30 protein-coding genes are annotated in these 24153 nt (G+C 71.5%); 17 read left to right on the forward strand and 13 right to left on the reverse strand.

Annotated features, from left to right (window positions below; all coding sequences use genetic code 11):
- Positions 1–39: 39 nt before the first annotated feature.
- From ctaD to AB0M83_RS24230, 4 genes are all read left to right on the forward strand, one after another.
- On the forward strand, positions 40–1830 hold the full coding sequence (gene ctaD, locus AB0M83_RS24215; RefSeq protein ID WP_364520592.1) for a cytochrome c oxidase subunit I: 1791 nt from the start codon (positions 40–42) through the stop codon (positions 1828–1830).
- Between the two features lie 115 nt (positions 1831–1945).
- The gene (serB, locus tag AB0M83_RS24220) at positions 1946–3175 is read left to right on the forward strand and encodes a phosphoserine phosphatase SerB (RefSeq protein ID WP_364520594.1); all 1230 of its coding nucleotides are present in this window, start codon (positions 1946–1948) and stop codon (positions 3173–3175) included.
- A complete protein-coding gene (locus tag AB0M83_RS24225; protein WP_364520596.1) occupies positions 3172–3951 on the forward strand; it encodes a peptidyl-tRNA hydrolase in 780 nt (259 codons plus the stop codon). The genes serB and AB0M83_RS24225 overlap by 4 nt, the downstream gene beginning before the upstream one ends.
- A gap of 16 nt (positions 3952–3967) precedes the next feature.
- Positions 3968–4369 carry an OsmC family protein gene (locus AB0M83_RS24230; RefSeq protein ID WP_364520597.1) on the forward strand — a complete coding sequence of 134 codons (402 nt, stop codon included), beginning with the start codon at positions 3968–3970 and terminating at the stop codon, positions 4367–4369.
- Positions 4370–4608: 239 nt separating this feature from the next.
- Here AB0M83_RS24230 and AB0M83_RS24235 read toward each other — a convergent pair whose 3' ends face one another.
- From AB0M83_RS24235 to AB0M83_RS24245, 3 genes are all read right to left on the reverse strand, one after another.
- Positions 4609–4950, reverse strand: a complete 342-nt coding sequence (locus tag AB0M83_RS24235) for a hypothetical protein (RefSeq protein ID WP_364520599.1) — start codon at positions 4948–4950, stop codon at positions 4609–4611.
- A 58-nt stretch (positions 4951–5008) separates the two neighbouring features.
- Positions 5009–7060, reverse strand: coding sequence for an ATP-dependent DNA helicase (locus tag AB0M83_RS24240; RefSeq protein WP_364520601.1), 2052 nt, complete (start codon positions 7058–7060; stop codon positions 5009–5011).
- 152 nt (positions 7061–7212) lie between these two features.
- A complete protein-coding gene (locus AB0M83_RS24245) occupies positions 7213–7803 on the reverse strand; it encodes a biotin transporter BioY (RefSeq protein ID WP_364520603.1) in 591 nt (196 codons plus the stop codon).
- Positions 7804–8009: 206 nt separating this feature from the next.
- On the opposite strand from AB0M83_RS24245, the gene AB0M83_RS24250 reads away from it, so the two are divergent.
- Positions 8010–8627, forward strand: coding sequence for a choice-of-anchor P family protein (locus AB0M83_RS24250; RefSeq protein ID WP_364520644.1), 618 nt, complete (start codon positions 8010–8012; stop codon positions 8625–8627).
- A 97-nt stretch (positions 8628–8724) separates the two neighbouring features.
- Here AB0M83_RS24250 and AB0M83_RS24255 read toward each other — a convergent pair whose 3' ends face one another.
- From AB0M83_RS24255 to AB0M83_RS24265, 3 genes are read right to left on the reverse strand one after another with little or no spacing between them, the layout of a single operon-like run.
- On the reverse strand, positions 8725–9369 hold the full coding sequence (locus AB0M83_RS24255; protein ID WP_364520605.1) for a bifunctional 4-hydroxy-2-oxoglutarate aldolase/2-dehydro-3-deoxy-phosphogluconate aldolase: 645 nt from the start codon (positions 9367–9369) through the stop codon (positions 8725–8727).
- A complete protein-coding gene (locus AB0M83_RS24260) occupies positions 9366–9935 on the reverse strand; it encodes an isochorismatase family protein (protein WP_364520607.1) in 570 nt (189 codons plus the stop codon). Before AB0M83_RS24260 ends, AB0M83_RS24255 begins: the two co-directional genes overlap by 4 nt.
- Before the next feature lie 22 nt (positions 9936–9957).
- Positions 9958–11259, reverse strand: a complete 1302-nt coding sequence (locus AB0M83_RS24265) for a nicotinate phosphoribosyltransferase (RefSeq protein WP_364520609.1) — start codon at positions 11257–11259, stop codon at positions 9958–9960.
- Positions 11260–11333: 74 nt separating this feature from the next.
- Here AB0M83_RS24265 and clpS point away from each other — a divergent pair, with 74 nt between their 5' ends.
- Genes clpS through AB0M83_RS24280 form a run of 3 tightly spaced genes read left to right on the forward strand, consistent with a single transcriptional unit; the run spans position 11334 to position 13176 of the window.
- Entirely contained in the window at positions 11334–11633 is a 300-nt protein-coding gene (gene clpS, locus AB0M83_RS24270; RefSeq protein WP_285476174.1) for an ATP-dependent Clp protease adapter ClpS, read from the forward strand.
- The gene (locus AB0M83_RS24275) at positions 11630–12187 is read left to right on the forward strand and encodes a DUF2017 domain-containing protein (protein ID WP_364520611.1); all 558 of its coding nucleotides are present in this window, start codon (positions 11630–11632) and stop codon (positions 12185–12187) included. Before clpS ends, AB0M83_RS24275 begins: the two co-directional genes overlap by 4 nt.
- The gene (locus AB0M83_RS24280) at positions 12184–13176 is read left to right on the forward strand and encodes a P1 family peptidase (protein ID WP_364520613.1); all 993 of its coding nucleotides are present in this window, start codon (positions 12184–12186) and stop codon (positions 13174–13176) included. Before AB0M83_RS24275 ends, AB0M83_RS24280 begins: the two co-directional genes overlap by 4 nt.
- Here the strand turns inward: AB0M83_RS24280 and AB0M83_RS24285 are convergent.
- Positions 13161–13541, reverse strand: a complete 381-nt coding sequence (locus tag AB0M83_RS24285; RefSeq protein WP_364520615.1) for a hypothetical protein — start codon at positions 13539–13541, stop codon at positions 13161–13163. The two genes, AB0M83_RS24280 and AB0M83_RS24285, sit on opposite strands and share 16 nt — an antisense overlap.
- A gap of 82 nt (positions 13542–13623) precedes the next feature.
- Here AB0M83_RS24285 and AB0M83_RS24290 point away from each other — a divergent pair, with 82 nt between their 5' ends.
- The 3 genes from AB0M83_RS24290 to AB0M83_RS24300 all read left to right on the forward strand — a co-directional run bounded on the left by AB0M83_RS24290 (position 13624) and on the right by AB0M83_RS24300 (position 15324).
- Positions 13624–14031 (forward strand): M67 family metallopeptidase, encoded by a 408-nt coding sequence (locus AB0M83_RS24290; protein WP_093948156.1) that lies wholly within the window; start codon positions 13624–13626, stop codon positions 14029–14031.
- Between the two features lie 66 nt (positions 14032–14097).
- Entirely contained in the window at positions 14098–14370 is a 273-nt protein-coding gene (locus AB0M83_RS24295; RefSeq protein ID WP_086679767.1) for a MoaD/ThiS family protein, read from the forward strand.
- A 3-nt stretch (positions 14371–14373) separates the two neighbouring features.
- Positions 14374–15324: a cysteine synthase gene (locus AB0M83_RS24300; RefSeq protein WP_364520617.1), complete on the forward strand. Its 951-nt coding sequence runs from the start codon at positions 14374–14376 to the stop codon at positions 15322–15324.
- Between the two features lies 1 nt (position 15325).
- Here AB0M83_RS24300 and AB0M83_RS24305 read toward each other — a convergent pair whose 3' ends face one another.
- A complete protein-coding gene (locus AB0M83_RS24305) occupies positions 15326–16153 on the reverse strand; it encodes an MBL fold metallo-hydrolase (RefSeq protein WP_364520619.1) in 828 nt (275 codons plus the stop codon).
- 9 nt (positions 16154–16162) lie between these two features.
- Here AB0M83_RS24305 and AB0M83_RS24310 point away from each other — a divergent pair, with 9 nt between their 5' ends.
- Positions 16163–16879, forward strand: coding sequence for an aspartate/glutamate racemase family protein (locus AB0M83_RS24310; RefSeq protein WP_364520621.1), 717 nt, complete (start codon positions 16163–16165; stop codon positions 16877–16879).
- 1 nt (position 16880) lies between these two features.
- On the opposite strand, the gene AB0M83_RS24315 is transcribed toward AB0M83_RS24310, so the two are convergent.
- A complete protein-coding gene (locus tag AB0M83_RS24315; protein ID WP_364520623.1) occupies positions 16881–17732 on the reverse strand; it encodes an arylamine N-acetyltransferase in 852 nt (283 codons plus the stop codon).
- A gap of 183 nt (positions 17733–17915) precedes the next feature.
- Here AB0M83_RS24315 and AB0M83_RS24320 point away from each other — a divergent pair, with 183 nt between their 5' ends.
- Genes AB0M83_RS24320 through rdgB form a run of 5 tightly spaced genes read left to right on the forward strand, consistent with a single transcriptional unit; the run spans position 17916 to position 21565 of the window.
- On the forward strand, positions 17916–18560 hold the full coding sequence (locus AB0M83_RS24320) for a rhomboid family intramembrane serine protease (RefSeq protein ID WP_364520625.1): 645 nt from the start codon (positions 17916–17918) through the stop codon (positions 18558–18560).
- Positions 18557–19363: a glutamate racemase gene (murI, locus tag AB0M83_RS24325; protein WP_360675249.1), complete on the forward strand. Its 807-nt coding sequence runs from the start codon at positions 18557–18559 to the stop codon at positions 19361–19363. The genes AB0M83_RS24320 and murI overlap by 4 nt, the downstream gene beginning before the upstream one ends.
- Before the next feature lie 29 nt (positions 19364–19392).
- Positions 19393–20160, forward strand: coding sequence for an MBL fold metallo-hydrolase (locus tag AB0M83_RS24330; RefSeq protein ID WP_364520626.1), 768 nt, complete (start codon positions 19393–19395; stop codon positions 20158–20160).
- A 23-nt stretch (positions 20161–20183) separates the two neighbouring features.
- Entirely contained in the window at positions 20184–20960 is a 777-nt protein-coding gene (gene rph / locus AB0M83_RS24335; RefSeq protein ID WP_364520627.1) for a ribonuclease PH, read from the forward strand.
- Positions 20957–21565 (forward strand): RdgB/HAM1 family non-canonical purine NTP pyrophosphatase, encoded by a 609-nt coding sequence (rdgB, locus tag AB0M83_RS24340; RefSeq protein WP_364520628.1) that lies wholly within the window; start codon positions 20957–20959, stop codon positions 21563–21565. Before rph ends, rdgB begins: the two co-directional genes overlap by 4 nt.
- A 55-nt stretch (positions 21566–21620) precedes the next feature.
- On the opposite strand, the gene bcp is transcribed toward rdgB, so the two are convergent.
- The 4 genes from bcp to AB0M83_RS24360 all read right to left on the reverse strand — a co-directional run bounded on the left by bcp (position 21621) and on the right by AB0M83_RS24360 (position 24142).
- Complete coding sequence (gene bcp, locus AB0M83_RS24345; RefSeq protein WP_364520629.1) at positions 21621–22094, reverse strand: thioredoxin-dependent thiol peroxidase; 474 nt, start codon at positions 22092–22094, stop codon at positions 21621–21623.
- A 117-nt stretch (positions 22095–22211) separates the two neighbouring features.
- Entirely contained in the window at positions 22212–22751 is a 540-nt protein-coding gene (locus AB0M83_RS24350; RefSeq protein ID WP_364520630.1) for a hypothetical protein, read from the reverse strand.
- Positions 22752–22943: 192 nt separating this feature from the next.
- Positions 22944–23126: a hypothetical protein gene (locus AB0M83_RS24355; protein WP_329055806.1), complete on the reverse strand. Its 183-nt coding sequence runs from the start codon at positions 23124–23126 to the stop codon at positions 22944–22946.
- 134 nt (positions 23127–23260) lie between these two features.
- Positions 23261–24142, reverse strand: a complete 882-nt coding sequence (locus tag AB0M83_RS24360) for a hypothetical protein (RefSeq protein ID WP_364520631.1) — start codon at positions 24140–24142, stop codon at positions 23261–23263.
- Positions 24143–24153 lie beyond the last annotated feature (11 nt).

Below are 24153 nucleotides of genomic sequence, written 5' to 3' on the forward strand. Positions count from 1 at the left end.
GACGATGACCACCACAAGGTTTCAGTGTTGGAGGCAGGAGTGACGGCCGTAGCCCCCAAGCCGATCGCGACGCGCCCGTACCCCGCGCGCGAGTCGGTCAAGGGTTCGTACCTGCTGCGGTTGTTCCGCACGACGGACCACAAGCAGATCGGGATCATGTACCTGGTCACGTCGTTCGCCTTCTTCATGGCGGGCGGCGCGATGGCCATGCTCATCCGCACCGAGCTGGCGCGGCCCGGGCAGCAGTTCCTTTCGCAGGAGCAGTACAACCAGCTCTTCACCATGCACGGCACGGTGATGCTGCTGCTGTACGCGACCCCGATCCTCTTCGGTTTCGCGAACTTCGTGCTCCCGCTGCAGATCGGCTCGCCGGACGTCGCGTTCCCGCGGTTGAACGCGTTCTCGTACTGGCTGTACCTGTTCGGCGGCCTGATCGTGCTGTCGGGCTTCCTGACGCCGGGTGGCGCCGCCGACTTCGGCTGGTTCGCCTACACCCCGCTGTCGGACGCGATCCACTCGCCGGGCGTCGGCGCGGACCTGTGGATCTCCGGTCTGGTGGTCTCCGGTCTCGGCACCATCCTCGGCGCGGTCAACATGGTCACCACCGTGGTCTGCCTGCGCGCGCCGGGCATGACGATGTACCGGATGCCGATCTTCACCTGGAACATCCTGGTGACGTCGATCCTGATCCTGCTCGCCTTCCCGATCCTGACCGCGGCCCTGATGGGCCTGCTGGCGGACCGGCACCTCGGGGCGCACGTGTTCGACCCCGAAAACGGCGGCGTGATCCTCTGGCAGCACCTGTTCTGGTTCTTCGGCCATCCCGAGGTCTACATCGTCGCGCTCCCGTTCTTCGGGATCGTGTCGGAGATCTTCCCGGTGTTCAGCCGCAAGCCCATGTTCGGCTACAAGAGCCTGGTCTGGGCGACGCTGGCCATCGCGGCGCTGTCGGTCGCGGTGTGGGCGCACCACATGTACGCCACCGGCGCCGTGCTGCTGCCGTTCTTCTCCTTCATGACCTTCCTGATCGCGGTCCCGACCGGCGTGAAGTTCTTCAACTGGATCGGCACGATGTGGAAGGGCCAGCTGTCCTTCGAGACGCCGATGATCTTCTCGATGGGCTTCATCGTCACGTTCCTCTTCGGCGGCCTGACCGGCATCATGCTGGCCGCGCCGGCGATCGACTTCCACGTGTCGGACAGCTACTTCGTCGTCGCGCACTTCCACTACGTGCTCTACGGCACGATCGTGTTCGCCACCTTCGCCGGCATCTACTTCTGGTTCCCGAAGATCACCGGCCGGATGATGGACGAGAAGCTCGGCAAGTGGCACTTCTGGACCACGTTCATCGGCTTCCACGGCACGTTCCTCGTCCAGCACTGGCTGGGTGCCGAGGGCATGCCGCGCCGGTACGCGGACTACCTGACCAGTGACGGCTTCACGACGCTGAACACGATCTCGACGATCGGCGCGTACATCCTCGGTGCCTCGACGCTGCCGTTCATCTGGAACGTCTTCAAGAGCTACCGGTACGGCGAGATCGTCACGGTGGACGACCCGTGGGGCTACGGCAACTCGCTCGAGTGGGCGACGTCCTGCCCGCCGCCGCGGCACAACTTCACCGAGCTGCCCCGGATCCGCTCCGAGCGGCCCGCGTTCGAGCTGCACTACCCGCACATGATCGAGCGCCTCCACAACGAGGGCGAGATCGGCTTCTTCGGGAAGCAGAAGGTCAACAGCCACGCGGCGCCGTCGCAGGTGCTCACCGAAGCGGTGATCCCGGGTGACCACTCCCGGGACAACGCGAGCGAGCAGGACGACGGCAAGTAGGACCCGATCGAGTGAGCGCGTGCCTGGCTTTTGTGAAGCCGGGCACGCGCTCTACTTGTGTCCGCGGCCGGACCGGCAGACTGATCGTGCAGCGTCGCCGAACGAGGGATGACCAGTGACCCAGACCCCCGTCCTGATCACGACTACCGGGCCCGACAAGCCGGGCGTCTCGTCCGTGCTGTTCGCCGTGCTGACCCGCCACGACGTCGACGTGCTCGACGTCGAGCAGGTCGTCATCCGCGGGCAGCTCGTGCTCGGCGTGCTCGCCGGCGTGTACCGCGATCCGGAGGGCCTGCAGGAGTCCGTCGAGCAGGCGATGGCGTCCGTCGGCATGACGGTCGAGGTCAAGATCGGCTCGGCGATCGGGGACGACCCGTTCGCGCTCGGCCGCCGCGACTCTTCGCACGTGCTGGTGATCCTCGGCCGCCCGGTCACCGCGCGGGGCTTTTCGGAGGTCGCGCGCCGGCTGGCGTCGCTCGGCGCCAACATCGACGCGATCCGCAGCGTCGCCGACTACCCGGTGACCGGGCTGGAGCTGTACGTCTCGGTCGACCAGGACACCCCGCAAGCCGACGCGGCCCTGCGCTCGGAACTCGCCGATGCCGCGGTCGAGGCGGGCGTCGACATCGCCGTCGAACGTGCCGGGATCACGCGCCGCGCGAAGCGGCTGGTCGTCTTCGACGTCGACTCGACGCTCATCCAGGGCGAGGTCATCGAGATGCTGGGCGCGCACGCCGGCGTCGAGCCGCAGATCCGCGAGATCACCGAGGCCGCCATGCGCGGCGAGCTCAACTTCACGGAGTCGCTGGAACGCCGGGTCGCGCTGCTGGCGGGCCTGCCCGCGACGGTGATCGACGAGGTCGCCGCGACGATCGAGCTGACCCCGGGCGCCCGCACCACGATCCGCACGCTCAAGCGGATGGGATTCAAGACCGGCGTGGTGTCCGGCGGGTTCACCCAGGTCATCGGCGGCCTCGTCGAGGAGCTCGGACTCGACTTCGCGGCGGCGAACGAACTCGAGATCGTCGACGGCAAGCTCACCGGGCGCGTCGTCGGGGACGTCGTCGACCGCGCAGGCAAGGCGAAGGTGCTTCGCCGCGTCGCCGGCGAGTACGACATCCCGCTGGAACAGTGCGTCGCGGTCGGGGACGGCGCCAACGACATCGACATGCTGTCGGCGGCCGGTATGGGCGTCGCGTTCAACGCCAAGCCCGCGCTGCGCGAGGTGGCCGACACCGCGCTCTCGCACCCGTACCTCGACGCCGTGCTGTTCGTGCTCGGCCTCACCCGCGGCGAGGTCGAGGCCGCCGACGCCGCCGACGGGCTCGAGCTGATGCGGCCGTGAGCAGCGTTCTCGACCCCCTGGGTGCCCGCTACGCCTACTGGCTGGGGCTTCCGGCCGAAGACACCTCGGACACTTCCGACGAGCTCCCGGAGGAAGTCCGGGCGATGCCGGTGATCCTGCGCATCGAGCGGGCCGGGCCGCCGGGCCGCACGCCGCTGCTGGAGGCCGCGGCGGCCGCCGCGCTGGCCGTCTGCCTCGACGAGCGCGCCGAGCCCGGCGGCGAGTGGGCCGAGCCGATGCACGCGTGGCTCGACAACCGGATCCGCAAGGTGGCGCGGCGGGCCCGGGGCGCGCACTGGGCGGCCGTCCAGGACCTGCCGGGCATCACGGTCGAGATCGACGGCGCGGAGGCGCGAGCCCTGGTGCCGGGACTGGTCGCCGAGGCACCCAAGGAGGTCTCGCGGCTGCAGATCTCGGGCAGCGAGCTGCCGCCCGACGAGCCCGGGCCGCCGCCCGCCGGCGTCCCGCTGCTCCTGCTCAACCCGCACGCGCCGATGACCGTCGGCAAGGCCGCCGCGCAGGTCGGGCACGCCACGATGATCCTCGCCGCGTTGCTGGACGACGACGCCCTGGCCGGCTGGGCCGCGCGGGGTTACCGGACCGCCGTGCGCACGGCGAGTGTCGCGCGGTGGAAGGAACTGCACCCCGGTGACGACCCCGAAGGCGCGTGGCGGCGCGATCGCGTCGTCGCCGTGCGGGACGCCGGGTTCACCGAGGTCGATCCGGGCACCATCACGGTTCTCGCCCAGTGGGCGCCGGAACAAGCGGTTTCCTGACCGGGTTGGAGCGGGCATGGGACTCGAAGTACAGCGAGACGGCCAACACTCCTTCGTCGGCCGCAATGACCGGGGCGCTTCGGTGCGGCTGGGCCGGAGTGGTGCGGCAGGGGCGTTCTCGCCCGCGGAGTTGCTGCAGATCGCGGCCGCGGGCTGCAGCGCGGTCACCGCCGAAGAGCTGATCACTCGGCGGGTGGGCGAAGACGCGAAGTTCCGCGTGACCGTCGACGCCGACCGGCGGGAGGGGGCCTCGGAGCTGGACGCGGTACACGTCGCCTTTGATGTCGACGTGTCGACTTTGGCGGCGGATCAGCGGGAAGCGCTGGCCGGGGCCGTGGATCGCGCGATCGAGCGGCTCTGCACCGTGAGCCGGACGCTCAAGAAGGGGATCCCGGTGACGGAGGAGTTCCCGGCTTAGGGTCGGGAGCGACCGGGACGAGGTTCGGCCATTCCCCGGCGAGCTTCTCGCGGTCCGCCTGGTCGAGGAACGGCAGAACACCGCCGCACGACCGGCAGGCGCGGGCATGACGCGCCATGAAGTGCGGGCGCGACCCGAGAAATCCCGGACGTTTGAAGAGAAGGTGAATCCAGTTCTGGGGCTGGAGATCGGCGAGGGGGCTCAGGCCGTCTTCCGCACCGCAGATCGGGCAGCGCACCTCAGTTCTCGGTGGATTCCCAGACGACGTAGGCCTGGTCGGCGTCGGTCGTCATGGCCTCGATGAACTTCTCGTTGTCGAAGCCCGGCAACGACTGCAGGCGCTCGATCAGCGCGTCGGCCGCCGGGTCGCCGCTCGGCACCGCCGTGCCCTTGCCGTCGGTGCCCACCAGCATGAAGAACACGTCTTCGTTCCACGGGCCGTCGGGGATCACCCGGACCATCACCGACGACAGACCGGCCCACGTGACAGCTTCTTCGCTGCCGTCCGCGAGCCGCCGCCGCACGCCGGTGTCGTCGACACTGACGGTCCGGGACTGTGCGCTGGACGAATCCTGGGTCAACCGGTGCTCCCTTGCTGCGTCGGTGGGTTCACCGTACCGGGCGCGGCCGTGGACCGCGTCACGCGGGCGCGGCTGCGTCCAGCCGGCGCAAGGCGTCACGCGCCACCTTCGGGTCCATCGTCGGCCAGAACGGCGGCAGCGAGGCACGGAGGAATCCGCCGTAGCGGGCGTTCGCAAGCCGCGAATCCAGCACCGCCACCACTCCGCGGTCGGTGACCGACCGGTGCAGCCGCCCGGTGCCCTGCGCGAGCAGCAGCGCCGCGTGCGTGGCCGCCACGGTCAGGAAGCCGTTGCCACCGCGGGCTTCCACCGCACGCTGGCGAGCCGACGAGACGGGGTCGTCCGGGCGCGGGAACGGGATCCGGTCGACCACCACGAGTTGCAGCGACGGCCCGGGGACGTCCACGCCCTGCCACAGGCTCAGCGTGCCGAACAGGCACGTGCGGACGTCCTCGGAGAACTTCTGGACCAGCAGTGAGGTCGCGTCCTCACCCTGGCAGAGGATGGGGAAGTCGAGGCGCCCGCGCATCTCCTCGGCCGCCTGCTTGGCCGCCCGCATCGAGGAGAACAGCCCCAGCGTGCGCCCGCCCGCGGCCTCGACCAGCTCCGCCAGTTCGTCCATTGTGGACGCCGCCAGGCCGTCGCGCCCCGGCGGCGGCAGGTGCTTGGCCAGGTAGAGGATGCCGTTGCGCTTGTGGTCGAAGGGCGAGCCGACGTCGAGGCCGGTCCACTTCGGCCCGGTGTCGGCGTCGGACGGCGCTTCCTTGTCCGTCGCGGCCCCCGGGGCCTTCTCGACGCGGGCCGCGCTCGGCGGGAGCCCCCACTGCCGCGCCATGGTGTCGAACGTGCCGCCCAGCGTCAGCGTCGCCGAGGTGAGGACCGTCGTGTGGAGGTTGAAGACGCGCTCGCGAAGCAGCCCGGCGACACCCAGCGGAGCCACCTTCAGCGCCGGCGGCCGCGGGTTCGACGAGTACTTGTCGCCGGAGAGCCAGACGACGTCGCGCTGGTGGGCCTGGTCGTCGTCGAACGCCTCCAGCAGCCGGACCGCGGTGTCGTGCACCTCGTCGAGCAGCGAGCGCGCCAGCTTGCGCGCGGTGGCCCCTTCGACGTCCTCCTTGCGATCCGAGCCCAGCGCCGTGATGCACCGGTGCGCGGCGTCGCGGATCGCCGGGATCGCGCCCTTCAACGGCTGGGGCAGCTCGTCCAGCCGGCCCGCGGGCAGGTCGTCGACGATCAGCGCCAGCCCGTCACCGGCCTCCAGGAGACCGTCGGCGACGTCGGCGTCGATCAGCTTGCCGCAGCGGCGCGCGGCCGCCGCGCACATCGCGCTGGTGAGCTCGCCGGTGGCGACGGAGGTGACGCGGTCGACGAGGTCGTGGGCCTCGTCGATGATCACGACGTCGTGGTCCGGCAGGACCTGGTAGCCCTGCAGGGCGTCGATCGCCAGCAGCGCGTGGTTGGTCACGATGACGTCGGCGCGGCCGGCCTCGGCGCGGGCCTTCTCGGCGAAGCAGTCCGTGCCGATCGGGCAGCGTGACGCGCCGAGACATTCCTTCGCCGTCACGGACACCTGGCGCCACGCCTGGTCGGTGACGCCGGGGACGAGCTCGTCGCGGTCGCCGGTTTCGGTGTCCGACGCCCACTCCCGCAGCCGCGTGACCTCCTTGCCGAGGCGCGACACCGCGAACGGGTCGAAGAGCTGGGCGTCCTCCGGCTCGTCCGGCGCGCCGGAGTCCAGGCGGTGCAGGCACATGTAGTTGCGGCGGCCCTTGAGGATCGCGAAGGTCGGTTCGCGGCCCAGCGGCTTCTTCAGCGCCTTCGCCAGGCGCGGGAGGTCGCGGTCGACGAGCTGGCGCTGCAGCGCGATCGTCGCCGTGGAAACCACGACGGTGGCTTCCTTCTCGACGGCGTGGCGGATCGCGGGAACGAGGTAGGCCAACGACTTGCCGGTGCCGGTGCCGGCCTGCACGGCCAGGTGCTCGCCGGTGCGGATGGCGCGGCCGACGGCGTCGGCCATCTCGACCTGCCCGGGGCGTTCGGCACCGCCTACGGACTCCACCGCGTGGGTGAGGAGTTCGAGGACGCCGGGGAAGTCTGTTCGAGCGGGCACAGCGACACATTAGCCGCCACCGCCGACAGGATCGGTGCTCCGTCGCGAACGGGCCACTCGCGTCGTGTGCCGAAGGGATCCTTCGGCGCGTCGGACGTGTTGAAGGGCACCTTCCTCGCGTCAGACGCAAGGAAGGTGCCCTTCAGCTCACGTCAGTCCTCGGAACGGCGGCCCGAGACCAGCTTCCAGGTGAGCGGCAGCAGGCCGGCGGCCACGACGATCTTGATCGCGTCCCCGATCAGGAACGGCGTCACGCCCTTGGCGAACGCCGTCGTCAGGTCGAACCCGGTCGAGGCCATCAGCCACGGCACGCCGAACGCGTAGACGACGAGGTTGCCGAGCACCATGGTGCCCGCGGTGCGCACCGGCGTCCGGTCGCCGCCGCGGCCGGCGAGCGCGCCGACCAGCGCGCCGGCGAAGACGAACCCGACGATGTAGCCGGCGCTCGCGCCGGACAGGCCCGCGGTGCCGTGCTGGAACCACGGCACGCCCACGGCGCCGACCAGCAGGTACACCAGCATCGACGCGGCCCCGCGCGACATGCCGAGCGACGCGCCGACCAGCAGTGCGGCGAACGTCTGGCCGGTCATCGGCACCGGGCTGCCCGGCACCGGGATGGTCAGCTGCGCGGCGGCGCCGGTGAGCACGGCACCGCCGGCGACCAGCGCGATGTCCCGGACGAGCGAGCCGGGGACGAGGTCGGCCAGCACGGGCCGCTTGCCGGCGAAGGACAGCGAAGACACAGAACCTCCCTGGGTGATCAGACGCCCGAGGTTAACGCTCGTTACCCCGGGAAAACCCCGGAAGTTGCGTTCCTCACCGGCCACCCGTCCGGGTGGACCCGATCAGGGGTTCCCGCGTGCCTGCCGATGACGAAAGGGGGAACTACGAACTGTCACGGAACCTAGGAGGCCGGTGGATGCGAAATGCCAGGAAGAGGACATTCCGGTTGCTGGCGGTGACGACGCTGGCCGCGCCCCTCCTGGCCGCCGCGGCCCCCGCGACGTCCACCGGATGGGCGTCCGCGGGCTCGCTGGACGTGACGATCGACAACGAGCACGTCGTCACGGGTGACCTGGCGAAATGCACGGCTGATGGCCCGTTGCGCGCGCGCACCCAGGGAGGCGTGACGGGGGACGTCGCGACGTTCGGCACCGGCGAGAGCGGCTGCGGGCGGTCGGGCGACGTGGCGATCGCGCAGGCGACCGGGCACCGCTTCGAAGCCGGCGTGCTCGAGCGCTATGGCGGCCCGGCAATCACCGTCCGCAGCTACTCGGCCAAGTGCGCCACGTCGGCGACCGGCAGCGGCGGCGAAGTCTCGATCGGCGCGGTCGACGGGATCACCGTGCCCGCGCAGATCCCGCCGAACCACCGGATCGTCATCCCGGGCGGGCCGGCGGGCACCGCGCTGGCGACGGTGGTGCTCAACGAGACCGTGACGCCCCAGCCGCCGGACGGCAGCCTCGTGACGCACGCGCTGCACATCAAGCTGTTCCCGCAGGGCGGCCCGGCGAGCGGCGACATCTACCTGGGCACGGCGGCCTGCGACCCGTTCGGCAAGAAGTAGCGCCCCAAGGTGGCCTTCGGTGCGTCAGACGCACCGAAGGCCGCCTTGGGTGCGTCTGACGCAACCAAGGCCACATTGGGGCGCTTGTGGACCCGGGTCAGGCGGTGGTGAAGCGGGAGGTTGCTGCGACGAACTCGCCGGCTCGCGCCGCCAGGTCCGGCAGGCTTCCGCTGGGCGAGAGCGCGTCGCCCAGCAACGGCGTCGCCGCGGCCACCGCGATCGCGCCCGCGCGCAGGTAACCCTCGACGTCGGCCAGGTGGACGCCGCCCGTCGGGACCAGCGGGACGTCCGGCAGCGGGGCCCGGATCGCCCGCAGGTAGGCGACCCCGCCCACCGCCGCGATCGGGAACACCTTGACCGCGGCCGCGCCGAGGCGCCAGGCCTGGTCGATCTCCGTGGGCGTCAGCGCGCCGCAGATCACCGGCGTATCCAGTTCGGCGGCGCGTTCCAGGACCGCCGGGTTCACCGTCGGCGTGACCAGGTACGCCGCACCCGCGTCGACCGCGATGTCCACATCGGACGGTTCGCGGACGCTGCCCGCGCCGATCAGCGCGTCGTCGCCGAGCGCCAGGCGCAGCGAGGTGATGGCGGCGGGCGCGCCCGGTGTCGTCAGCGTCGCCTCGAGCAGGCGGATGCCCGCCGCGTGCAGCACCATCGCCGCGTCGGCGAAGCGCGACGCGTCGGCCGCCCGCAGGATCGCGACGAGCCGGTGTTCCGCCAGCGCGGCCTGCAGGTCCTTCACGCGACGTGCGCCGTTCCGGTGTACGCGACGCCGGCCTCGTCGAAGTCCCGCAACGTGCTGTCGACCGAAGCACGCGCGATCCCGGCCGTGTGGTCGAGCAGGACCCGCACGCCGAACCCGGCCCGGGCCGCGTCGAGCGCCGTCGCCCGCACGCAGTAGTCGGTGGCGATGCCGACGACGTCGACGTCGGTCACGTCGTGTTCGCGCAGCCACGTCTCCAGGGACTTGCCGTCCCGGGACGCGCCCTCGAAGCCGGAGTAGGCCGCGCTGTACTCGCCCTTGGAGAAGACCTCGCCGATCGGGACGACGTCGAGCGCGGGGTGGAACGACGCGCCCGGCGTGCCGGCCACGCAGTGTGGCGGCCAGCTCTCCTTGAAGTCCGGGGTGTCGCTGAAGTGGGCGCCCGGGTCGATGTGGTGGTCACGGGTGGCCACCACGTGCGAGTAGCCGCCGCCGTTGCTCAGCGCGGAGATCGTCTCCGCGGCCGCCGCGCCGCCCGCGACGGCCAGCGAACCCCCTTCGCAGAAGTCGTTCTGCACGTCCACCACGATCAGCGCGGTCCCCATGGCCGGTCTCCGTTTCAGAGGATCAGAGGAAGAGCGTCGGGATAGCGGGCTCGCCGTGCGAGAGCTTGAGGCCCTCCCACGGCAGGCTGACCAGGCCGCGGCGCAGCCGCTGCCTCGCGTCGTCGAGCGTAGGCAGGTCCGCCACCGGGCGGCCAGCGCGGATCAACGGGATCTGCAGGAGCCGGTCGTTCGCGTCCGGCTCGGGTGCGTCGCCCGCCGTCGTCCAGACGACCTCTTCGACCGCCGTGCCGGTGCCGCGGTGGCGCCGCAGCGCGGACTTGCGCCCGCCGCGGGACTCCTTGTGGGCGCTGCGCTTGGCGACCGGCCTGCCGTCCACCTCGACCAGCTTGTAGACCATCCCGGCGGTCGGCGCGCCGGACCCGGTGACCACCGACGTCCCGACGCCGTACGCGTCCACGGGCTCCGCGCGCAGCGCCGCGATGGCGTGCTCGTCGAGGTCGCCGGAGACGACGATCCGGGTGTCCTTCGCGCCGAGGGAGTCGAGTTGCTCGCGGGCGCGGCGGGCGAGCGGGCCGACGTCGCCCGAGTCGATCCGGATCGCGCCGAGCTCCGGCCCGGCGACGCGGACGGCGGTCTCGATGCCGGCGGTGATGTCGTAGGTGTCGACGAGCAGCGTCGTGTCCGCGCCCATCTTCTCGACCTGCGCGCGGAACGCCGCCTCTTCGCTGTCGTGCAGCAGCATGAAGGCGTGCGCGACGGTGCCGCGCGTCGGGATCCCGTAGCGGCGGCCGGCCTCGAGGTTGGACGTCGTCGCGAACCCGGCCAGGTAGGCGGCCCGCGCCGCCGCGACCGCGGCGTACTCGTGCGTGCGGCGCCCGCCCATCTCGATGATCGGGCGGCCGTGCGCGGCCCCGGACATCCGGGCCGCCGCCGACGCGATCGCGCTGTCGTGGTTGAGGATCGACAGCACCAGCGTCTCGAGCAGCACGCACTCGGCGAACGAGCCGGTGACGGTGAGCAACGGCGAGCCCGGGAAGTACAGCTCGCCCTCGGGGTAGCCGTCGATGTCCCCCGAGAACTCGTAGTCCGCGAGCCAGGACAGCGTCGCGTCGTCGACGACCGCGGTGGCTTCCAGCTGCGCCAGTTCGGCGTCGGTGAAGCGGAAGTCCGCGATCGCGTCGAGGACGCGGGCGGTACCCGCGACGACGCCGTAGCGGCGTCCGTCCGGCAGGCGCCGGGCGAACACCTCGAACACGCAGGGCCGCGCATGCGTCCCGTCGGCGAGCGCGCTGCCCAGCATGGTCAGCTCGTAGTGGTCGGTGAGCAGCGCAGTGCTGGTCGTGGCCGGCTCCGGTGAACCCATGGGGTCAGCCTATTCACCCACATGGCCGGACCTGGCGCGGCGTACCCTGTCGCCCCCGTGACACCATGGGGTGCATGTCCATGCCTGTCGCAGCCGAGCAGACGCAGGTCGAGCCGGCCGGTGCCGAGGTCGCCGAGTCGGACACACCCTGGCGGACCGTGGTGTGGAACGACCCGGTCAACCTGATGTCGTACGTGACGTACGTCTTCCAGAAGCTGTTCGGGTACGGGCGCGACCACGCCACCAAGCTGATGCTCGACGTGCACCACAAGGGTAAGGCGATCGTCTCGTCCGGCACCAAGGAGAAGGTCGAGACCGACGTGGCGAAACTCCACGCGGCGGGCCTCTGGGCCACGATGGAGCAGACCTCGTGAACGGCTGGCGGCGCAAGGGCGCGGTGATCCACGCCGGGTTCGAACAGCAGGAAGCCGCGGTGCTGCGCGGGCTCGTCAGCCAGCTCGAAGACATGCTCACCGCGCGCGCCGAGGAGGCGCCGCAGGACGAGCTCGCCGAGCTGACCGGCATCCGGACCGGGCCGACCGAGTCGCCGGACGACCCGGTGCTGTCGCGGCTGCTGCCGGACTTCCACAAGCTCGACCCGGACAACCCGACCCGCGAGGACCTCGACTCCGCGTCGGCGATGCGTTCGCTGCACGAGCCGGAGCTGCTCGACCTCAAGGTCGGCGTGGCCAAGATCGTCCTCGACACGCTGCCCCGCGACGGCGGCCACGTCCGGCTGACCGAGGAGCAGGCCGACGCCTGGCTGGGCGCGCTCAACGACGTCCGGCTGGCGCTCGGCACCGCGCTCGACGTCACCGACGACATGCCCGACGAGCTGCCCGAAGACGACCCGAGGGCGCCGCACCTCGGCGTCTACCACTGGCTGACCTGGGTGCAGGAGACGCTGATCCAGGCGCTGACCGGATGATCACCGACGTGCCGGGGGTCCTGGTCGGGCACCACGAGCGGGTCGGCGACGGCTGGGCGACCGGGACGACGGTGGTCCTGGTGCCCGAGGGCGCGGTCGGCGCGGTCGACCAGCGCGGCGGCGCGCCCGGCACGCGGGAGACGAACCTGCTGGAGCCGGAGAACCTGGTGCAGCGGGTCAACGCGATCTGCCTCTCCGGCGGGAGCGCGTACGGGCTGGCCGCGGCCGACGGCGTCATGCGGTGGCTCGCCGAGCGGAACCTGGGTTTCCCGGTCGGCACGCGGCCCCACGAGGTCGTGCCGATCGTGCCCGCGGCGGTGCTGTTCGACCTGCCGCGCAGCGAGTGGGGCAACCGGCCCGACGCGTCCTTCGGCTACGCGGCGTGCGAAGCGGCTTCGGACTCGTTCGCGCAGGGGACGGTCGGCGCGGGCGCGGGGGCGGCCGTCGGGTCGCTCAAGGGCGGCATCGGCTCGGCCAGCGAGGTCGTCGGCGAGTTCACCGTCGGGGCACTGGCGGCAGTCAACGCCGCGGGCGAAGCGGTGGACCTCTCGACCGGACGCGCGTACGCGGCCGACCACGGCGACTTCGGCGTGACCTGGCCTTCGCGGCCTGCTTCACTGCCCTCTCGTTCGACCGACCTGAACACGACGATCGGCGTGGTCGCGGTGGACGCGGCGCTGTCGAAGGCCGAGACCCGGCGGATCGCGGTCGCGGCCCAGGACGGGCTGGCCCGCGCGGTGCGCCCGGCCCACACGATGTTCGACGGCGACACGGTGTTCGCGCTGGCCACGGGCGCGCGTGAGCTGCCGGACGCGAGCGGCCCGTTCGGCGCGGCAGCGCGCCCGGCAGCGCTGGACGCGCTGTGCTCGGCGGCGGCGAGGGTGTTCGCGCGGGCGATGGTCCACGGCCTGCTGGCGGCGACGACCGCGGGCGGAGTGCCGGCTTACCGGGACGTGTGGCCGGAAGCGTTCGGTCAGCCACCCGGGTAGGGGTCCTCGGGCAGGGCGTCGTCCTTGATCTCCAGGTTGGCGGCGCGCACCGCGCTCACGTACTCCTCGTCGATCTCCAGGTCGATCCCGGCGATGGAGAGGATCGGGCCCAGCGACGGGTGGATCTCCAGCGGTCCCAGTTCGGTGGTGCGCGGCAGGCGCTCCCAGATCTGCTTGGGGCGGTGCAAGGTCCAGCGGCTGCAGGCCAGCAGCGTCACGTGCCGGTCGGTCACCATGACCAGGAACCCGACGCGCATGCGGGAGCGGTTGACGTAGAGCGACATGCCCGGGATGACGTACTGGATCCGCTCGTCCGTGCCGAGGTACCTCCGGCACCGATCGCGCACTCTCGACGACAGCGGCATGGGCCTCAGTGTCCCAGGATTGCCTGGTGAGCGGTATGTCTCACGATCTGGACAGCTTGTGTCCACCACCTAAGATGTGGGTGTGCTCCGGATCCGCCGTGAACTCGTCGACGAGATCGTCGCCCATGCCCGCCGTGACCATCCCGACGAGGCCTGTGGGGTGATCGCCGGGCCCGAAGGGTCGGACTCGCCCGAGCGGTTCATCCCCATGCTCAACGCCGCGCGCTCGCCGACGTTCTACGAGTTCGACTCCGGTGACCTGCTGAAGCTCTACCGCGAGATGGCCGCCAACGACGAGGTGCCCGTGGTGATCTACCACTCGCACACCGCGACCGAGGCCTACCCGTCGCGGACCGACGCGAACATCGCGGCCGAGCCGGACGCGCACTACGTGCTCGTCTCCACCCGCGACCCCGAAGTGCACGAGTTCCGGTCGTACCGGATCGTGGACGCCGAGATCACCGAGGAGCCGGTCGAGATCGTCGGCTGAGTCCCCTCGGAATAAACCGCCGCGCCACCGGCGTCTGCGTGTAAGAACCCACCGGAGGTAAGAACCATGGCCGTGACCGTCTCCATCCCGACGATCCTGCGCACCCACACCGGCGGCGAGAAGTCCGTCGAGGCGAAGGGCGCGACCGTCCTCGAGGTCATCGACGACGTCGAGTCCCGCCACGCCGGCATCAAGGGCCGCCTGGTGAAGGAGGAGAAACTGCACCGCTTCATCAACGTCTACGTCAACGACGAGGACGTGCGCTTCGCCGGCGGGCTCGAGGCCGAGGTCAAGGACGGCGACACTCTGACCATCCTCCCCGCCGTGGCCGGTGGCTGATCGATGGCTCGCTTCGAGTCCCTGCTCGACGCGCTCGGCGGCACCCCCCTGGTCGGGCTGCCCCGGCTTTCGCCCACGCACGACGTGCGCCTGTGGGCGAAGCTGGAGGACCGCAACCCGACCGGCTCGATCAAGGACCGCCCCGCGCTGGCCATGATCGAAGCCGCCGAGCGCGAGGGCAAGCTGCGGCGCGGTTCCACGATCCTGGAGCCGACGTCCGGCAACACCGGCATCTCGCTGGCCATGGCCGCCAAGCTCAAGGGCTACGGGCTGGTCTGCGTGATGCCGGAGAACACCTCGACCGAGCGCAAGCAGCTGCTGCAGGCCTACGGCGCGCGGATCGTGTTCTCGCCGGCCGCGGGCGGCTCGAACGAGGCCGTCCGGCGGGCGAAGGAGCTGGCCGAGGCGAACCCGGACTGGGTGATGCTCTACCAGTACGGCAACCCGGCCAACGCCGAAGCGCACTACCGCGGCACCGGACCGGAGCTGCTCAAGGACCTGCCGACGCTGACGCACTTCGTCGGCGGCCTCGGCACGACCGGGACGCTGGTGGGCGTCGGCCGGTACCTGCACGAGGCGAAGCCGGACGTCCAGGTCATCGCGGCCGAGCCCCGCTACGGCGAGCTGGTGTACGGCCTGCGCAACCTCGACGAGGGGTTCGTCCCGGAGCTGTACGACCCGAGTGTCCTCAATGGCCGCTATTCCGTCGGCGCGTACGACGCGCTGCGCCGCACGCGTGAGCTGCTGGAGAACGAAGGCATCTTCGCGGGCATCTCGACGGGCGCGGTGCTGCACGCGGCGCTGGCCGTCGCGGAAAAGGCCGCTGCTCGCGGCGAGACCGCGGACGTCGCTTTCGTCGTCGCGGACGCCGGCTGGAAGTACCTCTCGACCGGCGCCTACGCGGGATCGCTCGACGAGGCCGCGGCACGGCTCGACGGGCAGCTCTGGGCCTGAGTCACTCGGCCTTCCACAGCTTGGGGAGGGCGAGGTCGATCCCGTCTGCCTCGGCGAGCCGCTCGAAGGTGGCCATGGTCGTGCCCAGATCGTCGAACACCTTCGGCAGCAGCTTGAGCGGCTTCGAGAGCGGGCGCCAGAAGGCGTCCCAGTGGATCGGCCGTACGACCCGCGGCCCGAGCGCGCCGACCGTCTCCCGCCAGTACTGCTCCCGCCACTCCTCGGTCTGCTTTCCCGCCGCGCCGACGCCCAGGTAGACGACGTCCGCCGAGTAGCCCTCGAGGGCTCCGGGCACGAAGTTCGCCGACGCGTGGACCAGGACGTTGCGCGCCGCGTGCGCGATGTGGAACGAGTAGCAGCGCCCGGTCTTGAAGGCCTTCGCCTTGGCCGGCAGCCGGACGGGCTCGGTGATCTCGCCCGGCACCCGGTCGCCGGCACTGTGCTCGGTATCGACCGGCGTCACCGTGAAGGCGCCGAACTCCACGGATTTGCCCGGGATGAGCTCCTCGAACGGCTCGGCGGCCAGGCCGTAGCCCTCCTGGACCTTCCGGGTCGACGGCGAGCCGGCCAGCGTGGCGCCGGTCAGCTGGGCGACGACCGGCGCGTCGAGGGCGTGGTCGACGTGGGAGTGCGCCACCAGGACGGCGTCGAGCTTCGTGACGCCGAGGCGGCGCAGGGCCTCGCCGATCCGGCCGCGGTCCGGCGCCACGCGCGTCGCCACCTTCAGCAGCGACGGCCGTGAGAAGAAACCGTCGACCAGCACGCTCGAGGTGCCGTCGGTGACCAGGACGTTCGAAACCCCGGCGAAAGCCGTGCGCAATTCGGGCATGCTGACATCATGAAGGTCATCGGGCTGCTGGGTGGGATGAGCTGGGAATCGTCGATCGAGTACTACCGGCTCGTCAACGAACGGGTGAGGACCGTGCGTGGGGGGTTCCACTCCGCGCACACCGTGCTCTACTCCGTCGACTTCGCCGCCATCGAGCGCATGCAGGCCGAAGACCGCTGGGACGACGCCGGTGCCGAGCTGAACCGGGCCGCTCGCGCGCTCGAAGCGGCGGGCGCCGGCTTCGTCGTGCTCTGCACCAACACCATGCACAAGGTCGCCGACCGGCTGTCGGACGGCCTCGGCATCCCGCTGCTGCACCTCGGCGACGCCACCGCCGCGGCCATCAAGGCCGCCGGGATCCGCCGGGCCGGCCTGCTCGGGACCGGGTTCACCATGGGGCAGCCGTTCTACCGCGACCGGCTGGCCGCGCACGGGCTGGACGTGCTCGTGCCGAGCGCCGAAGACCGCGACCTCGTCCACCGCGTCATCTACGACGAGCTGGTGCTCGGCGTCGTGAAGCCCGAGTCCCGCGAGGCCTACCGCGGCGTGATCAATCGGCTGGTCGAGGCGGGCGCCGAGGGCGTGATCTACGGGTGCACCGAAATCGAGCTGCTCGTCGGCCCGGAGGACTCGCCGGTGCCGACGTTCCCCACGACCCGCCTGCACGCCGACGCGGCTGTCGACTTCGCGCTGGGCAAGATCCCGCTGCCCGCGCCGCCCGCCTGAGTCACACGGCGACCACCGGCCCGCCGCTCACGTGCGCCTCGTGCTGGGTCACGACCTGCCGCCACAGCCGCTCGCGCTCCCCGGCCGTGAACAGGTCCGGCGTGATGCCGAAGACGTCCGACGCGGCCGTCCACCAGTCCGCCGGGGAGTCGACGAGCTCCTTCACGCCGTGCCGGTTCAGGGTCAGCGCCCGCAGGGTGTCGACGCCCACCGCGTCCCGTCGTTGCAGCACGCAGACCCGGACGAACCCCGACTCCGGCGCCGTCGACAGCCACGCGTGCTTCTCCGCGAAGCCGGTCATCTCCGCCGCGCCCGGCGCGAAGTCGAAGCCGGTGAAGCTGCCCGACGGGTCGTGGTCGAACCGCCAGCCGCCCGGCGCCACCTCCGACGGCCGCAGCCGGTAGGTGTGCGGGCCCTGGGTGTACGACCCTTCCCGTAGGGGTAGCGGCTCGTGGATGCCGTCGCCGAGCCCGGCGTCCACCAGCCACGTCGTCTCCGGCTCGTCCGGCACGCCGGTGACGGTCAGCGCCAGGTGGTTGCGGTCGACGTTCGGTGCGTCGCCCGCGCTGCCCTGCACCCCGCCGAGGTGGCGCGTGACCTGGTAACCGAGCTCGCGCAGCAGGGCCGAGAAGGCGCCGTTCAGGTGGTAGCAGTACCCGCCGCGACCACGCAGGATCCGCGCCAGCGACGCCGACGGCTCCAGCGATGTGGGCCGCCCGAGCTGGACCTCCAGCGCCTCGTACGGCACGCGCTCGACGTGCGCCGCGTGCAGCCGCCACAGCGCGGCCACGCTCGGCGGCTCCGCCTCCAGGCCGAGCCGCTCCAGGTATCCGTCGACGTCGAAGTTCCCCATGCCGCAGACGCTATCGGTAGGCACCGACAAAATGAGGCTTGTTCTGGTCAGACCGGCGCGACGGACCGCAGGCCGCCGACCAGTGGTGACCCTTGCGCCGGGCGACGGCTGAACAAGCCTCACTGCCGGGATCAGGGATTTCACCCGAGGTGCCCCAGCCCGGACCGACGTAGCGTCGATCACGTGAGCACCTTGAACCCCGCCCCGGAAACCGACGCCGCCAAGCGCGTGCTGCCGCCGCGACCGAAGGCGGCCGCGCTCGTCGCGCTCTCGTTCACCCTGCTGCTCTACCTGGTCGAGCTGGCGGACGTGATCCTGCCCGGCGACCTGGACCAGGGCGGCATCCATTCGCGGGTGCTGTCCGGTCTCGACGGCGTGCTGTTCGCGCCGCTGCTGCACGCCGGCTGGTCGCACCTGTTCGCGAACACCGTGCCGGTGCTCGTGTTCTCCTTCCTCGCCATGGCCGCCGGGATCGGCCGGTTCGCCCTGGTCACGGCCATCATCTGGGTGGTGTCCGGGCTCGGGGTGTGGCTGATCGGGCCGGCGAACGCGGTCACCGTCGGCGCGTCCGGGCTGGCCTTCGGCTGGCTCGCCTACCTGCTGGTGCGCGGCATCTTCAACCGCGCGGCCGGGCAGATCCTGGTCGCCGTCGTCCTGCTCGGCGTCTGGAGCGGGATGCTGCTCGGGCTGCTGCCGGGCAACACCGGTGTTTCGTGGCAGGGACACGTCTTCGGCGCGCTGGCCGGCGTCCTCGCGGCGTGGCTGACCGGCCGCACGGGCAAGTCGCGCAAAACCGAGCCGGCGGTGCCGGGTAACCTCGAAGGGTGACCTCTTCGCCCGCTGATGCCCCGATCGGCGTGTTCGATTCCGGTGTCGGCGGGCTGACGGTCGCGAGGGCGCTCCTCGAGCAGCTGCCCGCCGAGCAGCTCCGCTACGTCGGCGACACGGCGCACAACCCGTACGGCCCGCTCCCGATCGCCACCGCCCGCAGCTACGCGCTCGCGGCCCTCGACGAGATCGTCGAAAGCGGCGTGAAGGCCCTGGTCATCGCCTGCAACACGGCGTCCGCGGCCTGTCTGCGCGACGCCCGCGAGCGCTACGACGTCCCGGTCATCGAGGTCGTCCTGCCCGCCGCGCGCCGCGCCGTCGTGGCCACGCACACCGGCCGCGTCGGCGTGATCGGCACCGAGGGCACCGTGCGGTCGCGCGCCTACGAGGACGCGTTCGCCGCCGCGCCGGGCATCACGCTCACCAGCGTCGCCTGCCCGCGGTTCGTCGACTTCGTCGAGCGCGGCATCACCTCCGGCCGCCAGGTCCTCGGGCTCGCGCAGGGCTACCTCCAGCCGCTGCTCGACGCCGAGGTCGACACGCTCGTGCTCGGCTGCACGCACTACCCGCTCCTGCAGGGCGTGCTGCAGATCGTGATGGGCCAGGAGGTCACCCTGGTGTCGAGCGCGGACGAGACTGCCAAGGACGTCGTCCGGGTGCTCACCGAGCGGGACCTGCTGACGACCCGGGAGACGCCGCCGCGGCACGAGTTCCTCGCCACCGGTTCGGCCGAGCCGTTCACCCGGCTCGCCCAGCGGTTCATGGGGTTCGCCCCGGGTGTCCTCGCTCCCACCACCGCGTGATCAGGCTTCCCGGCGCTTAGGGTGGCGAAGTGCGACTGACCATCCTCGGGTGCTCCGGCAGCATCCCCGGGCCCAACACCGCCGCGTCCGGCTACCTGGTCGAGGCGGAAGGCTTCCTGCTCGGCCTCGAACTCGGCAACGGAACGCTGGCGCAGCTGCAGGCCGTGGCGGACCCGTTCGACCTGGACGCCCTGGTGCTCACGCACCTGCACCCCGACCACTGCGCCGACGTCAGCGCGCTCACCGTCCTGCGGCGCTACCACCCGGCGCCGCCGTACCCGGCGCGCCCGCGCCTGCTGCCGCTGTACGCGCCGCACGACGCGCCTCTGCGGCTCGCGAACGCGTACGCGCCCAACGAAGCCGAACGGACCATCACGGACCTCACCGACGTCTACGCCTTCCACCCGCTGCGGCCGGAGCCGTTCCGGATCGGGCCGTTCGAGGTCGTCGCGGTCGAGGTCGACCACCCGACTCCGGCGTACGGCGTGCGCATCTCCTACGGCGGCCGGATCCTCGCGTTCACCGGCGACACCGGACCGTGCACGGCGCTGAACGAGCTCGCCGACGGCGTCGACCTGCTGCTGGCCGAGGCCTCGTGGACGGATTCGGCCGAGCGGCCGGCCGGCGTGCACCTGTCGGGGAAGCAGGCCGGCGAGCTGGCGCGCGAGGCCGGCGTCGGGCGGCTGCTGCTGACGCACATCGCGCCGTGGACGGACGCGGGCGCGGTCCTGGCCGAGGCGTCGGCGGAGTTCCCGGGGGCCGAGGTCGTCAAGCAGGGTGCCGTCTACGACGTCTGAGCGGCCGGTCCTAGAGTGCTCCCGTGGCTCGAAAAGATGGCAGGAACGACGACCAGCTCCGTGACATCAAGATCACCCGGGGGTTCCAGCGGTGGCCGGCGGGGTCGGTGCTGATCGAATTCGGCGACACCCGGGTGTTGTGCGCCGCGAGCGTCACCGAGGGAGTGCCGCGCTGGCGGGCCGGGTCCGGGCTCGGGTGGGTCACCGCCGAGTACGCGATGCTGCCGTCCGCGACCAACACCCGCGGTGACCGCGAGTCGGTGAAGGGCCGGATCGGCGGGCGCACGCACGAGATCTCGCGGCTGATCGGCCGTTCGCTGCGCGCCTGCATCGACCTGGCGGCGCTGGGCGAGAACACGATCGTCATCGACTGCGACGTCATCCAGGCCGACGGCGGCACCCGCACGGCCGCGGTGACCGGTGGTTACGTGGCCCTGGCCGACGCGATCACGTGGCTGGGCGCGGCGAACCGGCTCAACGACCCGCAGCCGCTCTCGTCGTCGGTGGCCGCGGTGAGCGTCGGCGTGGTCGACGGCCGCGTGCGGCTCGACCTGCCGTACGAGGAGGACTCGCGCGCCGAGGTCGACATGAACGTGGTGGCGACGGACGCGGGCACGCTGATCGAGGTCCAGGGCACCGGCGAGGGCGCGACCTTCGCCCGGTCCACATTGGACAAGATGCTGGACCTGGCCCAGGCCGGCTGCGAAGAGCTGACCCGGCTGCAGAACGAGGCGCTCGCGCTGCCGTACCCGGGCGAGCTGCCGGAACCGCGTCCGGACAAGAAGAAGGGCTCGAAGTGACGAAGCTGCTTCTGGCCACGCGCAACGCCAAGAAGCTCGGGGAGCTGCGGCGAATCCTTGCCGCCGAAGGGATTTCCGGTATCGAGGTGCTCGGGCTCGCGGACGTCCCCGCGTTCCCGGAGGCCCCGGAGACCGCGCCCGATTTCGAGGGCAACGCGGTGGCGAAGGCCCGTGACGCCGTGGCGGCGTGCGGGCTGCCGGCCATCGCCGACGACTCGGGCATCGCGATCGACGCGTTGAACGGCATGCCGGGCGTGCTGTCGGCGCGCTGGTCGGGCAAGCACGGCGACGACGAGGCGAACCTGAACCTGGTGCTGGGCCAGCTCGGCGACGTCCCGGACGAGCGCCGCGGCGCGCAGTTCGTCTGCGCGGCGGCGTTGGTGCTGGTGTCCGGCGAGGAGACGGTGGTCCGCGGCGAGTGGCGCGGCACGATGGTCCGCGAGCGGCGCGGGACGAACGGCTTCGGGTACGACCCGATCTTCCGGCCGGACGGGGAGACTCGGACGTCGGCGGAGATGGAGCCGGCGGAGAAGGACGCGGTTTCCCACCGGGGGCGGGCTTTGCGGGCGCTGCTGCCGGCGTTGCGGGAGCTGGCCGAGGGCTAGCCGGGCACCGGCGGCAGCGGCCTCGAGCTGCCGGCCGGTGGTGCCGGGCGGGTGATCAGGAAGCCAGGCCCAGATCGCGGATCAGCTTCGCCACGTGCCCGGCCGCGCGGACGTTGTAGAAGGCGTGGGCGATCTTGCCGTCGGGGTCGACGACGAACGTCGAGCGGATCACGCCCTGGTACGTCTTGCCGTAGTTCTTCTTCTCGCCGTACGCGGCCCACGCCTCGATGACCGTCTTCTCCGGGTCGCCCAGCATCGGGAACGTCAGCTTCTCGTTCTCGACGAACTTCGCGAGCTTCGCCTGCTTGTCCGGCGAAATGCCGATCACCTGGTAGCCGGCGTCGTTCAGCTCGGCGAGGTTGTCGCGGAAGTCGCACGCCTGCTTGGTGCAGCCCGGGGTGCTCGCCGCCGGGTAGAAGTACACGACGACGGACTTGCCGCGGAAGTCGCGCAGCGAGACGTCCTTGCCCTCGCTGTCGGGCAGGGTGAAGTCCGGGGCTTCGTCGCCGGGGGAAAGTCGCTCGGTCATGGACCCGAGCCTACTGTGCTGTTTGTTGCCAATCCGACAGCAGTCACGGCGGAGACCGGCGCCTTGCGCTCGCCGGCCGCGAAACGTATCCGCCTGCTTTCAGCCGGATTGGCAAGGTCAGGCAGGACCGCAGTAGGTGACCGCGGCGGCTTCCGTCGCGCTCGGCCGGATCTGCAGCCGCAGCTGCGTCGCTTCCTGCGGTACCGCGAAAGCCAGGGTGACGTGCACCGAGCGGCCGGGTGCGACGTCCTTGCCCGCGTCGGCGATGCCGGTGAACCCCTGGGTCGTGTCCACGACCTGCTTGACCGGGGTGCCCGCCGAGGTGGCGGTGACGGTGAGGCCCGAGAGCTTGTACGTCGTGTCGCCGTCGTTCGTCAGCTGCACGTCGAAGGCCGCGCCGCGCGGGCTGCGCGGGTACGCCGAAGCGCTGGGCTTGAACGACTCCGGCGAGCCGACCGAGATGGTGACGCCGCTGGGGAACCGGTGGTCGGCGCCGAACTTGAGGTCGTTGCCCGCCTGCGCCGCGCTGGCGCCCGCCTGCCCGCCGCCTGCCCCGAGCGCCGCGGTGCCCTCCTGCGCCGAAGGGACCCCGCACGCCACCGCCAGGGAAAGCAGTCCTGTGGTGAACATGATCTTGCACGTGCGCGCGAGCGCCATCGCGGGTACTCCAGTCGGCGGGTCGGGGATGCCGTTCGGCAACGGGGCGTGCCGGGCGAACCCGCTCCACTCTGGCCGTGATCGCGCGTGGTTACGAGCGGACACGGGGGGTTGTCGCGCACCTGGTGCCGCGCCGTGGCCAATCCGTGACCGGAAAGGCACGGGTCGTGACAATCATCGGCGATATGCCACTTAAACCGCGAGGGCGAACAGCAGGATGAAGATCGCCACGCCGGCCACCCACGACGCCATCAGCCAGCCGAAATCGCGGACGGGGTCGACCGCGCGGCTCTCCTCGCCGGGCACGTAGACGCCGCGCTCCTCGAACCAGTCGGCCCAGCGGGTGAACCAGCTCAACGGGTTGCGCGACGACATGCTTCACCTCCGGGCACCGGCTTCCCCGTCACAGTACGGGTATGGCCGCGGCTACCGGAAGGCGCGTGACCGCTCACCGCCCGTGACCTGACGTGCCACGGGCGGGTGAGCGCCGACGTCACTCGTGTAGATCTTCAGAGGACTCCGTTGCGCTGCAGAATCGAGACCGCGCGAACGGTCGCGTAGCCGCTCCACTCGAGCTCCGCCGCGGGCGAATAGCTCGCGAAGTCGACCCGCCAGCCGCCGTCGTCGTGCTGCTCGCCGGCGAGCCGCTGCAGCTCCGCGTCGATCACGGCGTCCTTGAACAACGCGCGGGCCGGGCGGTCCGGCAGCGGCGCGAAGTCCAGTGCGCGCAGGGTTTCCCCTTCCGAACCGCCCGCCACCGGGGCCAGGCCGTCGGGTGGGACGAACGGTGCCAGCCGCTCCAGCAGCGTCGCCGCCTCGGCGTGGAAGTCGTGGGCCGCGTCCACGAAGCCCACCGCGAACGACAGCACGATCGCGTGCGGCGTCTCGGTCAGGGCGCGGATCTCGCGGAAGCAGTACTCCGTCGCCGCGGCGAGCCACGGGTGTTCGCGCACGGCCCGGTCGCGGCGGGCGACGCGCAGGGCGACACCGGCGGCGAACGCCGTGCTCTGCAGCGTGGCCACCGCCGGGTCGGCCTGGACCCAGAACGGTGCGCAGCCCGCCGGATCCGCCACGGGCAGGGCGAAGGGCAGGCCGCCGTCCGGTGTGGACACCGAAGCCAGCCAGTCGCAGAGGAGGGCCGCGTGCGGAGTGGGTCCGGCCTCTTCGAAGACCTCGAAGGCGTGGAGGGCGCCGCCGGGCTGGCTCTCCGGCGCCCGCAGGTCGGGCTCGAGGCCCCAGCCGTAGCCCCCGTCGGGGTTGCGGTAGCCGTCGACGGCCGCCAGCACGGCGTCGGCGTTCGTTTCGCCGCTGAGCAGCTCGAAGCGGCGTCGGTCGAGGAGCCGGGCGTGCGTCGCCATGAACGACGCCGCCGCGGAAAGGTTCACAGCCATGCGGTCAGCGT

This window comes from Amycolatopsis sp. NPDC051106 (assembly GCF_040682775.1).
GTDB lineage: Bacteria > Actinomycetota > Actinomycetes > Mycobacteriales > Pseudonocardiaceae > Amycolatopsis.

Excerpts from the sequence above, each read along its gene's own strand:
- AB0M83_RS24230 (WP_364520597.1), top strand. The coding sequence starts at position 3,968 with ATGGGACTCGAAGTACAGCGAGACGGCCAACACTCCTTCGTCGGCCGC.
- AB0M83_RS24260 (WP_364520607.1), bottom strand. The coding sequence starts at position 9,935 with ATGGGGACCGCGCTGATCGTGGTGGACGTGCAGAACGACTTCTGCGAA.
- AB0M83_RS24265 (WP_364520609.1), bottom strand. The coding sequence starts at position 11,259 with ATGGGTTCACCGGAGCCGGCCACGACCAGCACTGCGCTGCTCACCGAC.
- clpS (WP_285476174.1), top strand. The coding sequence starts at position 11,334 with ATGTCCATGCCTGTCGCAGCCGAGCAGACGCAGGTCGAGCCGGCCGGT.
- AB0M83_RS24280 (WP_364520613.1), top strand. The coding sequence starts at position 12,184 with ATGATCACCGACGTGCCGGGGGTCCTGGTCGGGCACCACGAGCGGGTC.
- AB0M83_RS24285 (WP_364520615.1), bottom strand. The coding sequence starts at position 13,541 with ATGCCGCTGTCGTCGAGAGTGCGCGATCGGTGCCGGAGGTACCTCGGC.
- AB0M83_RS24295 (WP_086679767.1), top strand. The coding sequence starts at position 14,098 with ATGGCCGTGACCGTCTCCATCCCGACGATCCTGCGCACCCACACCGGC.
- AB0M83_RS24300 (WP_364520617.1), top strand. The coding sequence starts at position 14,374 with ATGGCTCGCTTCGAGTCCCTGCTCGACGCGCTCGGCGGCACCCCCCTG.
- AB0M83_RS24305 (WP_364520619.1), bottom strand. The coding sequence starts at position 16,153 with ATGCCCGAATTGCGCACGGCTTTCGCCGGGGTTTCGAACGTCCTGGTC.
- AB0M83_RS24310 (WP_364520621.1), top strand. The coding sequence starts at position 16,163 with ATGAAGGTCATCGGGCTGCTGGGTGGGATGAGCTGGGAATCGTCGATC.
- AB0M83_RS24315 (WP_364520623.1), bottom strand. The coding sequence starts at position 17,732 with ATGGGGAACTTCGACGTCGACGGATACCTGGAGCGGCTCGGCCTGGAG.
- bcp (WP_364520629.1), bottom strand. The coding sequence starts at position 22,094 with ATGACCGAGCGACTTTCCCCCGGCGACGAAGCCCCGGACTTCACCCTG.
- AB0M83_RS24350 (WP_364520630.1), bottom strand. The coding sequence starts at position 22,751 with ATGGCGCTCGCGCGCACGTGCAAGATCATGTTCACCACAGGACTGCTT.
- AB0M83_RS24355 (WP_329055806.1), bottom strand. The coding sequence starts at position 23,126 with ATGTCGTCGCGCAACCCGTTGAGCTGGTTCACCCGCTGGGCCGACTGG.
- AB0M83_RS24360 (WP_364520631.1), bottom strand. The coding sequence starts at position 24,142 with ATGGCTGTGAACCTTTCCGCGGCGGCGTCGTTCATGGCGACGCACGCC.